Below are 12,742 nucleotides of genomic sequence, written 5' to 3' on the forward strand. Positions count from 1 at the left end.
AACTGCGAAAAGTGCGTGATTGCCGTTTTCGGCGCTTCATCAAACCTTGCCCTCGACAACCCACCGCGACCGGCCTCGATACACGGTGCCACGCGGCGACTAGGCGTTCCCGCGCTACGCAGCAGCATAGCGTGTCGCGACCGACGAATCCCGCGTGCCGTCAACCGTCGGCATGCCGCTCGGGCATCGCATCGTGGCGAGCCGCCCGCACGATCCAGCCGCGCAACCTGACGCTCAGCCGCGCAGCCGGTAGGCAAGCGGCGTTACGCCGTAGCCACGCTTGAACTGCACGGAGAAATGACTGGCATTCTCGAAACCAACCGCAAGCGCGATTTGCAACACCGGCTGATCGGTGGCGCGCAGCAGCCTCGCGGCTTCCTCGAGACGCAAGCGCGTGACGAACTGATGGGGTGTTTCACCGGTCTCGCGACGGAACACACGCGCAAAGTGAAAGCTGCTTAACCCGGCCTGCGCGGCCAGTTCGCTGATGGCCAGATCGGCGGCAAGATTGGCACGAATGTAATCGGTTACACGGCGGATGCGGCGTGGCACCAGCCGCTCGGGATGCGGCGGCAGGCCGGCCTCGGCGTCACGGCCGCGCGAGTAATGTTGCAACAGATGAGCGGCGAGCGCGTGGGCCAGCGCGTCGACATACAGCCGCGAGTCGGCGGGATCGCCCGCGGCGCGATGCAATGCGCCAAGCATCTCGGCGATCAGTGGATCGTGAAACTGCATTGCGTCGCCCAGCGACAGCTCGCGTGAACCGTCCAGCTCCATCTGGTCGGCGACGCTGTCGATCAGGCTGCGCTCCAGGTGCAAATGAACGGTCGACAGCGGCTCATCGCTGATCGAACGCCAGCGCCACGAGATCGGCGCGGGCGGCACGAACCAGACGGCGCCCACACGCAGGTCGGCGCTCTCCCAGCGTCCGTCGAGGTTGCGCTCGAGGTGTTCGGCGCCGCTGCCGAGCGTCATCAGCGTGACGTCCTGCAGGCCGGGCGCCTCCAGCAGTTCCTGCTCGTCAGGTTCGAGATACGAGCGCAGCACCAGGTGCCGCCATGGGCGATCCACGCTCGACACCAGTTTCTGGCCCGCCATATAGCGGTCGTAGGCAAGCGTCGTTGTCAGCTTTGGAATTTTTGCCATCACGTCTCTTTCAGGGAGGTCCTATATGCACATGAGCAAACCCTGCCGCACCCGAGTCGCCGGTTAGAGGTCAGCGCAAGATCTCAAAAATGATAGCAAGGAACCGGCTACCGTAATATTTGGAAATAGTTAATCATCCAGGTTGTCGTCTTTCACGCGTTTCGAACGCCGGAGCTACCGTTTCATGGAACACGAATGCGATACGTTGCCGCATTGGCTGACCGGCTCGCCGCAAGGCGAGGCCAGCCACGTGTCGGCGGCATACAACTCAGCGGTTACCGCACAACCGGCTTACCCGGCCGGCACGCGGCAACTCGAGAAAACAGCCCACGCGGCTGAAGCATCCAGGACATCAACCCGCATGGCGTCAGGCATATCGCCCACCGGCTTCCTGACGCTCTTCACCGAAGAGGAGATCGGCACACCCTCGCCCGCCGCACGACGTGCAGCGCCCGTCATCAGTCCGCTGGTGCGTTTTGGCAGTGCGCAGGACCGCATCGAATTCGTGCGGCGGCGCATCAAACAACTCGGCTTCGACTCGTTCAGCTATTCGGCCACGCGCACCACCGCGCATCACAAGTCGATGTTCGTGCTGACCAGCTACGAGTCGCAGACATGGCTCACGCGCTATTTCCGCGAGCGTTATTTCGAGCTCGATCCGCGCGTCGCGCTGGCGTCGCCGACCGGCATGCCGTTCCTCTGGAACACCGCCGACATGCGCGCCGATCTGCCGCGCGCGCAGATGCGCAGCGAGCGGCTCGGCGGGCTGATCGACATGCTGGAGGCCAACGGCCGCAAAAGCGGGATTCTCACGCAGATGCCGCTGCCCGAGCCGGAGCTGAGTGCGAGCTTGTGCTTCAACTCGGAGATCGGCAACCCGCGCTGGATGACGGAATCGATCGTGGCCGAAACGCTGATGTTCGCGCACACGATCCATGAATTCATCTGGACGCACGCGAAAAGCGTGATCGGGATCGCACCCGAGCAGCAGCAGCGCGTCGCGTTGAGCGAATTGCAGCATGCAGTACTGAAGGCGGTTGTACAGGGACAGCGCGACAAGGAAATCGCCTACTTCCTCGGGCTATCGCCGCATAACGTCGACTACCACTTGCGGCGCTTGCGGCAGTTGTTCAACGTGCGCAATCGCGTGCAGCTGATCAATGTGGCGCAGGGGTATGTGACTTAAGAGAGGGATGAAAGAGCACCGCGGCCGGCGCGCATGTCGAGCCGGCCGCATGCGCTTGAGTCGTGAGCGCTGTCAGCTCTTGAGCCGGTACCCGGTCTTGAAGATCCAGGCAACGATCACCAGAAACACCGCCAGAAACAACGCGGTCATCCCGAGGCTGACACCGACATCAACATCGGCGAGACCATAGAAGCTCCAGCGAAAACCGCTGACCAGATAAACGATCGGATTGAACAGCGTCACGACCTTCCAGAACGGCGGCAACATATTGACCGCATAGAAACTGCCGCCGAGGAACGTAAGCGGCGTGATGATCAGGAGCGGCACGAGTTGCAGCTTCTCGAAGCTATCCGCCCAGATGCCGATAATGAAACCGAGCAGACTGAACGTCACCGCAGTCAACACCAGAAACAGAATCATCCAGAACGGATGCTGCACCTGCAGTGGCACGAACAGGCCGGCCGTAGCCAGAATGATCAAGCCGAGCAGAATCGATTTGGTGGCCGCCGCGCCCACATAGCTCACCACGATCTCGAGATAAGACACCGGCGCCGACAGCAACTCGTAGATCGTGCCGGTAAAGCGCGGAAAGTAAATCCCGAACGACGCATTCGAAATGCTTTGCGACAGCAGCGAAAGCATGATCAGACCCGGCACGATGAACGCGCCGTAACTGATGCCATCCACTTCCTTGATACGCGAGCCGATGGCCGCGCCGAACACGACGAAGTAAAGCGAAGTCGAGATCACCGGTGCGATGATGCTCTGCATCAGCGTGCGCCAGGTGCGCGCCATCTCGAACTTATAGATCGCGCGGATTGCGTAGATATTCATGAGTTACCTCGGAGCAGACTGACGAAGATGTCTTCGAGCGAACTTTGCGTCGTATGCAGATCCTTGAAGCGGATGCCGGCATCGTCGAGCGCCTTGAGCAGCGCGATGATGTCGGTACGCCCGCCGTCGCCCTCATACGTGTAGATCAACTCATTGCCACCCTTGGCGACATCCAGCCCATATCCGGCCAGCGCCGACGGCACCTCGTCGAGCGAACTCTCCAGTTGCAGCGTCAACTGCTTCTTGCCGAGTTTGCGCATCAATTCCGTCTTCTCTTCCACCAGCATGATTTCGCCCGCATTGATCACGCCGATGCGGTCAGCCATTTCCTCGGCTTCGTCGATATAGTGCGTGGTGAGAATGATCGTCACACCGCTTGCGGTGAGCGAGCGCACCAGCTTCCACATATCGCGGCGCAACTCGACATCGACACCGGCCGTGGGTTCGTCGAGAAACAGCACGCGCGGTTCGTGCGAGAGCGCCTTCGCAATCAGCACGCGACGCTTCATGCCGCCCGACAGCGTAATGATCTTGTTATCGCGTTTTTCCCACAGCGACAGATCGCGCAGGATCTTTTCGATGTAAGCGGGATTTTTCGGCTTGCCGAACAGCCCGCGGCTGAACGAGACGGTCGCCCAGACGGTTTCGAACGAGTCGGTGGTGAGTTCCTGCGGCACGAGGCCGATCAGCGAGCGTGCGCCGCGATAGTCCGTCGCGATGTCGCGGCCGTCCACCATCACGCTGCCAACGCTCGCGTTGACAATGCCGCAAATGATGCTGATGAGGGTGGTCTTGCCCGCCCCGTTGGGGCCAAGCAAGGCGAAGATTTCTCCGCGATTGATCGCCAGATTGATGTTTTTTAGTGCATGAAAACCCGTGGCATAGGTTTTCGACAGATTCGTGACCGAGACGATAGGCTGCATGGATTCGACGATGGCAGACACCGGTATTGGATTAAAAGGGGGCGGGACGAATACGCCGCCGCACCCGCAATGTAATTGAAAGTGGGAAAGCGTGCAGCGCAACCGCGAGATTTCGGAGGAACGGATACCGCCGGCGAGCGTGTCAGCCTTTCAGGGCCGGCCGGGGTTCTTGTCCGACAGGCCGCACCCCGTCACGGTTCGGCGCACGCGAAACTGCTGGCGAGATTCACATTGCCCTTGCCGATATAGCGGGGAAACAGCGGGTAACGGCACAACGGCCGCGAGCGTCCGTTGGTCGCGGCCGCGATATCCGTAGCGGTCAACGTTTCGGGCGATACGCCACGCGTTACCCAATTGTCGAGCGCACCCAGCAGATCCACCGAGGGGATGAACACCCCGCTGCCATGCTGGAAACCCGGCACCATGTAGAGCCGCATGAACGCATCGACCTGGTCGATGCCGAAGCGATCGATCAGCGCTTCGTAGTAGGCGATCGTCTGGTTCGGGCTGATGACTTCGTCGGCGAGGCCTTGCAGTGTGATGAGCTTGCCGCCTTTCGCGATGTAGCGGGCCAGGCCGGGGTTCATCGCACCTATCGTCTGTGAGAGCGCGATGAGCTGGCCGCGATATTTGCCGGGATGAAGCGGGTCGAACCTGAGCGAGTCGAACTCCGCATCGCGGGCCACGAAGTAGCGGATGTAGCCGTCGCCCTGCGCGAACAGGTAGCCGTTGGCGAAGAACGTCGGCACCGGCAGACGCCCGGCTTGATGCCCCAGGCCGAGCATGCCGGTCAGATGCGTGCCCTGAAAGACGTTGTAGCCGCGATAGCCGCTAACGTTCCACGCCAGCTTGTAGGGCAACGACAGGCCATCGCGCATCACCAGCAAGGTGGAGAGTTGCGCGTCGGTGAGGCACTCGTCATGCGAGGGGGTTCGTCCGGCGCAGCGCAACGAGGCGATGATTTCCGCTTCGTGTTCCTTGCACTCTTCGACGTCGCTAATCACGCCGTCCGCCGCGCCATCGAGCCGGTCACACACCGCGAGCGTGCGTTGATACACATGCTCGAGCAATAGCGGTGGAATGAAACCGCCGGGCGTCGCGTATTCCGCCTGACCGAGCTTCACGCCCATCAAACGCACGCCGGAAAAGTTGAGCGCGGGCGAATTGGCGATCACGCCGTCGTAGTCGTCGGGATAACGCTGCATCACCGTGTAGCCTTCGCGGCCGCCCGTCGAGCCGCCGGCGAAATACATCCGTTGTGGCGGCCGGCCATAAGCGCGCGCAATCAGCGCGAGCGCGGCGTCGTGCGTTTTCTTCAGATGCGCGTAGCCGAAATTCGTCACCGCCTCATCCACGAGGCCGAACACCGCGAGCGACGAATCGCCCACATGCCCCGAGTCGTCGCCGAAGGTTGCATAGCCTTGCGCGAGCGGTGCGCGATCCGGAGAGAACGGCATCACGCCCGTACCGCTCACCACCACGCCGTTGTAGCCCCCGCCGCCGATCTGCAACGCGCGGCCGTTCCAACGTCGCGGCAGATTCAGGTCGAAGCGGATATCAGGCGTGCTGGCCTTGAGCGCCTTGATGCGCCCGGTGATACGGCAATATTCGCCGCCTTGCTGATTGCCGGGCGCCGTGGCCGCGACCATCGCCGCACTTTCGATCTGCGCGCCAGCCGTGGGCAAGGCGATCAGTTCGGGGGGCAACACCGCGCCCGCGAATTCCGCGCAACGCATGGCGAGCGGCGCGTCCTTGGGCTCGGCGAATGCCTGCGAGGCGTTCGTCAGCCAAAGCACTGCGCCGGCCACCGTGACGGCCGTGCGTGAACGCCCCGTAGAAAGCCCATGGCGGACATGGCGCACCCGCGCCCTCATCCGTAACCCGCGCCGTTGACAGCGGCGCGCGAGCGCGGCCCTTTCCAGTCGTTCCAGCCGCGCGCGATCATCAGCACCGCACCGATGGCGACCAGATCGCCGCCGAGTCCGATCAACGTGCCGCGAAAACCGTGGAACGTATGCGGCGTTGCCGTATCGACGATCAACGACACCAGCGTCCCGCCGACAAAACACACGAGCCCGGTACGGCCGACCGTCACCACGGCCGGCAACCGCTGTGCGAGCCACGCGATGCTGCCCGTGCGCACGAACTGCGCGGCGAGCCAGGCGATGACGAGAAAGTTGATCACGCGTTCCACGGAAAGGTTCTGTTTATTCAAGCCGGGCAGCGGCTGCGTCAATACAAAGAGTTTAACAATGGCGAACCCCAGCACCGCGACCACTGCGGCACGCGTGAACCAGTGCGCCGTGCGGGTGGCGTGAAAGCGCTCGCTGACGGGTTGCACCCGGCACAGAATGCCGAGCACGAACATCAGTTGCCATGCAAACGGATTAAAAGCCCAGTCGGCCACGTCGTCAATGCTGAAAAGCGCGGCCAGTGGCCGGGCAAGCGCCCAGATCGTCATGCTCAGGCCCAGCGCCGCGAGCGACGACCGGCGCGCCAACGGCACCACGAATGGCACGAATAGCGCAAAGATCACGTACATGGGCAGCACGCTCGACAAATACGGCTGACGCCGCAGCACGGCAATATCGAACGCTTCGCGCAGCGGTTGAACCGCGAACGGCTGCCAGCCGGTCAGGTCGACCATCGGCTGGTTCAGATGCAATACCGCGAGGACGGCGCCGGACAGCAGCGTCAATACGGCCGTCAACAGATAGGCGCGATAGATCTCCCAGCAGCGCCTGACGAAACGCATCTTCGCCGCACCTTCGCCACGGCCCGCGAGTACCGCTGTAAACGCTGCCGCCGACGCATAGCCGCCAAGGAACACAAACACTTCCGCCGAGTCACACAGGGCATAGGTGTGCAACATCAGATGCGACAGCGCGCTACCGGGAATGTGGTCCAGCACGATGACGATCAACACGACGCCGCGGAAGAAATCCACTTCGATCGAGCGTCCGCGGCGGGTGTCCATTCTGGTTCTCGCAAGATGGCGCGTGCGTGCAATGCGCCGTGAAAAGCGGTCATACACAGGGAGTTCCATGTAGGAACTCCATGAGAATAAAACGTTCCCACCGATACCGTGCGCCACGTCGACACACGCTGACAACCTCCCTCTAAATACGTTCGGAGTGCCGGCAATCTGAAAATCAGATGTCGGCATGCAGTAATACTGATTCGTCACGCTCCGGTTGGTGGAAACTCTTGCAGCAAGTTTTGCGGCTTTCAAACCATCCAGCACGAGCACGATCGGTAAAGGTCACTGAAAAAAATCATCGATTGCGATGCGCGATTTTTTTCGCTTTTTTTCATCGTAGTCTCGCCCTGAACGGCAGCGCCTTGCGCACCGCCTTCGCACTGGAAGATAACCACATGAACAACAGGATTGCAGGTTTCGACGGATTGCGCGCGATTGCAGTCCTGATGGTCTTTTTTCAGCACCGTTTATTCGGCGACATCGGCGAGATTGGCCATCTTGGCGTGTGGATCTTCTTCGCGCTAAGCGGCTTTCTGATCATCGGTATTCTGTCCGCACAACGCGCGCGCATCGAAACAAACGGGAGCCGGTTCGGAGTGGAATTGAAGCGCTTTCTGTTTCGCCGCACGTTGCGCATTTTTCCGATTTACTACCTGATGCTGGTGGTGATGTGCGTGCTAATGGCGCTCGGGATGGCGAGCCCGGAGCTCGCGAGTGGCATGCCGTTTCATTTCGCCTATCTGTCGAACTTCTGGATCGGCTCGGTGCTGCATTACTGGCCGGGACGTTACTCGCATCTCTGGAGTCTCGCGATCGAGGAGCAGTTCTATCTTGTGTTTGCGCCGTTATTGCTGCTGGTTGCGGCGCGGCGGCATCGCGCGGTGTGCCTTGCGATCGTCGCGGTTGGACTGGTTTCGCTACTGGCGATGCGTGCGGCACAGTGGCAGGACATCACGATTTATACGCATCCGCTGACCAACTTCTGGCTGCTGGCATTGGGCGGGATTGGCGGCTTGATGATCGCCGGAAAAGAGAGCCGCTTGCGAGTCGTGCTCGGACATGGCATGACGCTGTTCGTGTTGAGCGTTGGCCTTGTGGGCTTTTGTACGACTGAGCCCACGTGGAGTCAGTCGGGCAGTTCGCTTGCCTTCACGACGGTCAGTGGCTTGTATGGCCTCTGCATCGCGGCACTGGTGTGTTCGATAGCGTGCTGCCGCAACGCGGCGGTGATCGGCCTGCTCGAAACCGGCTGGCTAGTGAACTTCGGGCGCATCAGCTACGGCTTTTATCTCTATCACAATCTGATTCCGGACCTGACCCGCAACCATCACGCCACAGTGTTCTTCGGCGGTACCGTGCCACTATGGGCGCATGTCAGCGGGATTGTCGCGTCGTTCCTGATTTCGCTGACGATGGCCGTGTTGTCCTGGCACTTGATCGAAGCACCGATTCTTCGCTTGAAAACGCGGCGTGCGCCGTTGGACACCACGACGCCAATGGATGCGCAAACGCCAGCCACTTTTACCGCTCGCAACGGGCATGCGTTGAGAGAAAAAAGCACCGCTTCAGATGCCGCCTGAAGGACTCATCCATTACGTTCTGCTTTCATGCGACATGAGTAAGGGCGCGGTATCATGCGGCCTCACTTAGCCGGCTGCTTCGACCCTTGCGCGACACGCAGGCACTGAACAGGCCGAACGATAAAAACAAGCCACTGCCCGCGCGAACTCCGGTCCATCTGGTCCGCGCGGTGGGCTCGCGGACTTCAACGATGTTTCATTTCAGTTTCGCCAACGGCGTGCTTGGCGCGAGCCTGCAGACGCTCAGCCTTTACGCGCTGGTCGGCATTGTTGCGGCGCTATTGCTGGGCGGAATGGTCAAGGGCGTGGTGAGTATCGGCGTGCCGCTGGTAGCGATGCCGATTCTCAGCCAGTTCATGCCGATCAAGGAGGCCGTTCTACTACTGTCGATGCCGATCATTCTCGGCAATATTCCACAGGCACTGGAAGGCGGCGACATGCTGCCGACGATCCGGCGCATTGCCGCGCCCTTGATCGGTACGGTGATCGGCAACATCGTCGGCGTGAGCGTACTGATTTCGCTTGCGCCCCATCGCGCGCAGGCTGCTGCCGGTGTATTGCTGATCGTTGCGACGCTGCTCCTGTTGCTTTCGCCGCGGCTCACGCTGTCACCGAAATGGGCGAAGCCGGCGGGCTTCGTACTGGGATTCGGGGCGGCGGTGATGGAGAGCATCGCTTCGGTGCCCGGGCCTTTGCTGGCGATGTATCTGATCGCCACGGGCGCCACGGGAAAAGTCTTTACGAAGCAGATCGCAATTATTCTGGTGGTGTCGATCATCACGCTGGTTGCCACGTTTAGCGGCGGTGCGCATGCCAGCTGGAGCGATCTGGTCATTTCGGTGTGCGCGAGTGTGCCGGTGATCGCGGGAATACTATTGGTACGGCCGCTTAGAGACAGATTGCCGCCGGGGGCGTTTCGCGTTCTGGTTCTGGTGTTCGTTCTGGCAGCCGCTGCGCAAATGGTCTGGAAATCCGGGGTTTTGTAGGGGTGTGGGCTGTGCGGGCCAGCCGTGGAACGCGCATTGCTACTCATTGCTCATAGCAATCCACCGGAGAGCCATCGTGGCCAACATGCCCAATCCCCCGAACGAGCACGAAAACAAGCCGGATGAAGACCCCGGCAGCCCGCCTACCGAGGTCTCCAAGCCTATTGGCGACGCCATCCCTACCCCGGTCGAACCGGGTCTCGATCAGCCTCTGCCGCAAAAGGGCGACACGCCACCACCTAAGAAATGACGTTCCCGCTCTCGTGGCGGCAAAACGGAACAAGCGCGGATCAAGCGGCAGCCGGCTCGTGGACGATCTTCAGCGCGCTCTTGTGCTCCTTGATCAGCCGGTAAACCGCTTCGCCCGGAACCGTCTCCCGCTCGAGCAGTTCGTCGGCAATGGCTCGCAGAACGGGCTCATAAGCGTGCAGCAGCCCATAGCACAACTCGTTCAACTCCTTGAGCAGCACGTTGGCGTGCTCGATGGCGCTCTTCATTTGCAGGCCCGCGTACTGCGACGGCAGCGCCGCGAGGCTGAACAGATCGCCATCGCGGTTGAAGCCGAACTTCGACACCATGTCGAGACTGATGCGCGACGCTTCCTGCAGATCCGACGCGGCGCCGCTCGACGCTTCGGAGAACGTGAGAATTTCGGCGTTGCGACCGCCGAGCAGGACCTGAATCTCGTTGCGGATCTCGGTTTCGCGGTACAGGTGCTTGTCCTGTGCCTTGGTGATGAGCGCAACACCCAATGCGCCGCCACGCGGCAAGATCGTGACCTCTTCCAGCACACCGGTACCGAGCAGCGCGGCAACGAGACCGTGCCCCGCTTCGTGCACCGCGATACGCGTGCGTTCGTCCTCGCTCAGTGCCCGCTCGGCGCCGCTCACGTCGCCGATGCGTGCAATCTTGATCGCCTCCATGAAATGCTTCGCGGCGATTTCCGTCTCGCCGGCTTTGCGCGCGACCAGTCCCGCCTGATTCACGACCATCGCAACCGTTGCCGGAGACAGGCCGGTGGTCAGGCGAGCGAGTTGGTCGTAGTCGATGTCGGCGGCCTTCGACTTCAGCTTCTCCGCATAGAAGCGGAAAATTTTCGCGCGGTCTTCGCGGTCGGGCAAACGGACCTGCACCGTGCGATCGAAACGGCCTGGCCGACGCAACGCCTCGTCCAGATTGTCGGGATGGTTCGTGGCCGCGACGATGATGACGCCTTCATTCGAAGCGAAGCCATCCAGTTCCGCCAGCAACTGGTTGATGATGCGATTGCTCTCGGCTTCGACGGGACCGCCGCCGGTATCCGTGCGCTTCGCGAGGCCGTCGGCTTCGTCGATGAAGATGACCGTGGGGGCATTCTTGCGCGCGAGTTCGAACAGGTGTTTGACCTTCTGGATACCGACGCCGTAGTACTTCGCACTGAAGTAGCTGCCAGTGATCGAAATGAAGTTCGCGCCGCATTCGCCGGCGAGCGCCTGGGCGAGTCGCGTCTTGCCGACGCCAGGGCCGCCGACCATCAGAATGCCGCACGGTGCACGCACGCCCATCGACGTGAACTGCTTCGGATCGGACAGATAGCCGCGGATGTCTGCGAGCGCCGCCTTCGCTTCACACGCGCCGATCACGTCGTCGAAACGCAGCGTAGGTGCCTTGCTGAGAAGCGACGCGCCGCCTCTCATCTCGCGGCGCATGAACCACACCATGCCGCCGATCAGCAACAGCGGCAACAGCAAACTGATCGCGTCGCGCACCTGATTGAACACCGGCACCCAGCGCGACGCGCCGGTGCGAATGTCGGCGTCGGGCAGCCAGACGAGCTGGTAGGACGCGGCCTGGCCAGCTTTGGGTTCGCCGAGCAGCAGTGCGTGCGAGAACGTCGCGTTATGGTCGGTGACGAAGTATTTCGCGCCGTCGAGCTTCGACACGAGAATCGCGTTGGGGCTCACGCCGATCGCGGCCACGTTGACGTCGTGAATATCACGCAGCATTTGTGATGCGTCTTTCTCTTCATGCGTCCATGCCGAGGGATCGTGACGCATCTGATTCGCGATGCCGGTAAGCGCCGGGGTTGTCTGCGCGTCGCGCTGCTGGTAAAGCCAGCCGCTCAGTGCGAGCAATGCCGCGATGAATACAGCACTGACCCCAATGGCGATCTTGCGTGCGCGTCTTTTCCCAAACGAGTTCTTTCCCGGCTTCATGAGTCACTTCCAAAAACGGGCCAAAGGGGGCCCCAATACGGGTCAAATACAGGTGGTATCGGTGGGTAGTCCGGCGATTCGTATCGTCGAATTTGGGGGAGCGATCGCGCCTTGAAAGCGACGACCTGTTGTTCCGGCGCACAGTTTATCAGCGCTATATTCACTGCGTATTCTGCATACCTGAAAGTAACCGCGCCCTATTAAAAAGCGATCAATGTCGCAGTAAATCGCGGAATATTAAAGGTGCCCATCCAGACAGGCTGGCGGCTATATTGGCAGGTGTTGGGTTTGACGCAGGGGTGAGCCGAGCGAGCGCCCGGCGAGGACGACACTTTCGTGGCGATCCCCAGCCGGTTGCTCGGCCAAGTCCGGAGGTCTCTGTTAAAACACCCCCAAACTTCCGATGGGCAAGACACCCAACGGTTTCACAACTGAGCGGCGAACCTCTGTGGGCCCGTCCGCCTCATTACCGCACTCTCAGGTCCTTCTTTTTTATTGCCGGTACCTTGTGGCACCGATCTTCTCTCCTGCAACTACCCCCGATCCTCGCAACCTTTCCCTTCTGCAAATCCGGACTCAGGCAGCGGTGCGCCGCCTTAGCTTCGTCTGCGCTTCGCTCCCGAGACGGTCGAGAAGCTTGACGACACGTTTGCGCTGGCTGGCAATCAACTCGTGAGTCTCTTCCAGCGCGCGAATGCGCTTTTCCCAGTACTCATGGTCTAGCGGGACCAGCACGCCAACCGCGTCGCCGCGTGTGACGTACTGAACCATGTTCTCAAGATGCTCCAGTTGGCTATCCACCAGACTGGACGGACGCCGCCCGCCGCGCTGGGCGGTCGGTTGCCTGTTCGTGCCGCTCATCTTTCGATACCCCGTAAATTGGCCGCCTGCAAAGCCTGGGCCTCGCACCCA

General features: G+C 61.1%; 11 protein-coding genes. 4 read left to right on the forward strand and 7 right to left on the reverse strand.

Annotated features, from left to right (window positions below):
* Nucleotides 1-234 precede the first annotated feature (234 nt).
* A complete protein-coding gene (locus tag M0D64_RS03810; protein ID WP_266256675.1) occupies nucleotides 235-1,146 on the reverse strand; it encodes a helix-turn-helix domain-containing protein in 912 nt (303 codons plus the stop codon).
* A gap of 184 nt (nucleotides 1,147-1,330) precedes the next feature.
* On the opposite strand from M0D64_RS03810, the gene M0D64_RS03815 reads away from it, so the two are divergent.
* A complete protein-coding gene (locus M0D64_RS03815; protein ID WP_154563549.1) occupies nucleotides 1,331-2,332 on the forward strand; it encodes a LuxR family transcriptional regulator in 1,002 nt (333 codons plus the stop codon).
* Between the two features lie 72 nt (nucleotides 2,333-2,404).
* On the opposite strand, the gene M0D64_RS03820 is transcribed toward M0D64_RS03815, so the two are convergent.
* The 4 genes from M0D64_RS03820 to M0D64_RS03835 form a co-directional block, all read right to left on the reverse strand.
* The gene (locus M0D64_RS03820; RefSeq protein WP_093633049.1) at nucleotides 2,405-3,166 is read right to left on the reverse strand and encodes an ABC transporter permease; all 762 of its coding nucleotides are present in this window, start codon (nucleotides 3,164-3,166) and stop codon (nucleotides 2,405-2,407) included.
* Nucleotides 3,163-4,089, reverse strand: a complete 927-nt coding sequence (locus M0D64_RS03825; RefSeq protein WP_154563547.1) for an ABC transporter ATP-binding protein — start codon at nucleotides 4,087-4,089, stop codon at nucleotides 3,163-3,165. Before M0D64_RS03825 ends, M0D64_RS03820 begins: the two co-directional genes overlap by 4 nt.
* A gap of 191 nt (nucleotides 4,090-4,280) precedes the next feature.
* A complete protein-coding gene (locus tag M0D64_RS03830; RefSeq protein WP_266256770.1) occupies nucleotides 4,281-5,825 on the reverse strand; it encodes a tannase/feruloyl esterase family alpha/beta hydrolase in 1,545 nt (514 codons plus the stop codon).
* 134 nt (nucleotides 5,826-5,959) lie between these two features.
* Nucleotides 5,960-7,066, reverse strand: coding sequence for an OpgC domain-containing protein (locus M0D64_RS03835; RefSeq protein ID WP_266256676.1), 1,107 nt, complete (start codon nucleotides 7,064-7,066; stop codon nucleotides 5,960-5,962).
* 398 nt (nucleotides 7,067-7,464) lie between these two features.
* Between M0D64_RS03835 and M0D64_RS03840 the strand changes: the two genes are divergently transcribed.
* The 3 genes from M0D64_RS03840 to M0D64_RS03850 all read left to right on the forward strand — a co-directional run bounded on the left by M0D64_RS03840 (nucleotide 7,465) and on the right by M0D64_RS03850 (nucleotide 9,885).
* Nucleotides 7,465-8,649 carry an acyltransferase gene (locus M0D64_RS03840; protein WP_266256677.1) on the forward strand — a complete coding sequence of 395 codons (1,185 nt, stop codon included), beginning with the start codon at nucleotides 7,465-7,467 and terminating at the stop codon, nucleotides 8,647-8,649.
* Between the two features lie 191 nt (nucleotides 8,650-8,840).
* Nucleotides 8,841-9,635: a sulfite exporter TauE/SafE family protein gene (locus M0D64_RS03845; RefSeq protein ID WP_266256678.1), complete on the forward strand. Its 795-nt coding sequence runs from the start codon at nucleotides 8,841-8,843 to the stop codon at nucleotides 9,633-9,635.
* A 76-nt stretch (nucleotides 9,636-9,711) separates the two neighbouring features.
* Nucleotides 9,712-9,885 carry a hypothetical protein gene (locus tag M0D64_RS03850; protein WP_154566859.1) on the forward strand — a complete coding sequence of 58 codons (174 nt, stop codon included), beginning with the start codon at nucleotides 9,712-9,714 and terminating at the stop codon, nucleotides 9,883-9,885.
* Nucleotides 9,886-9,925: 40 nt separating this feature from the next.
* Here the strand turns inward: M0D64_RS03850 and M0D64_RS03855 are convergent, their stop codons facing one another.
* Both M0D64_RS03855 and M0D64_RS03860 read right to left on the reverse strand, forming a co-directional pair.
* Nucleotides 9,926-11,830 carry an AAA family ATPase gene (locus M0D64_RS03855; RefSeq protein ID WP_266256679.1) on the reverse strand — a complete coding sequence of 635 codons (1,905 nt, stop codon included), beginning with the start codon at nucleotides 11,828-11,830 and terminating at the stop codon, nucleotides 9,926-9,928.
* Between the two features lie 576 nt (nucleotides 11,831-12,406).
* Nucleotides 12,407-12,691 carry a hypothetical protein gene (locus M0D64_RS03860; RefSeq protein WP_266256680.1) on the reverse strand — a complete coding sequence of 95 codons (285 nt, stop codon included), beginning with the start codon at nucleotides 12,689-12,691 and terminating at the stop codon, nucleotides 12,407-12,409.
* Between the last annotated feature and the right edge of the window lie 51 nt (nucleotides 12,692-12,742).

Source organism: Paraburkholderia sp. WS6 (assembly GCF_030464835.1).
GTDB lineage: Bacteria > Pseudomonadota > Gammaproteobacteria > Burkholderiales > Burkholderiaceae > Paraburkholderia > Paraburkholderia madseniana.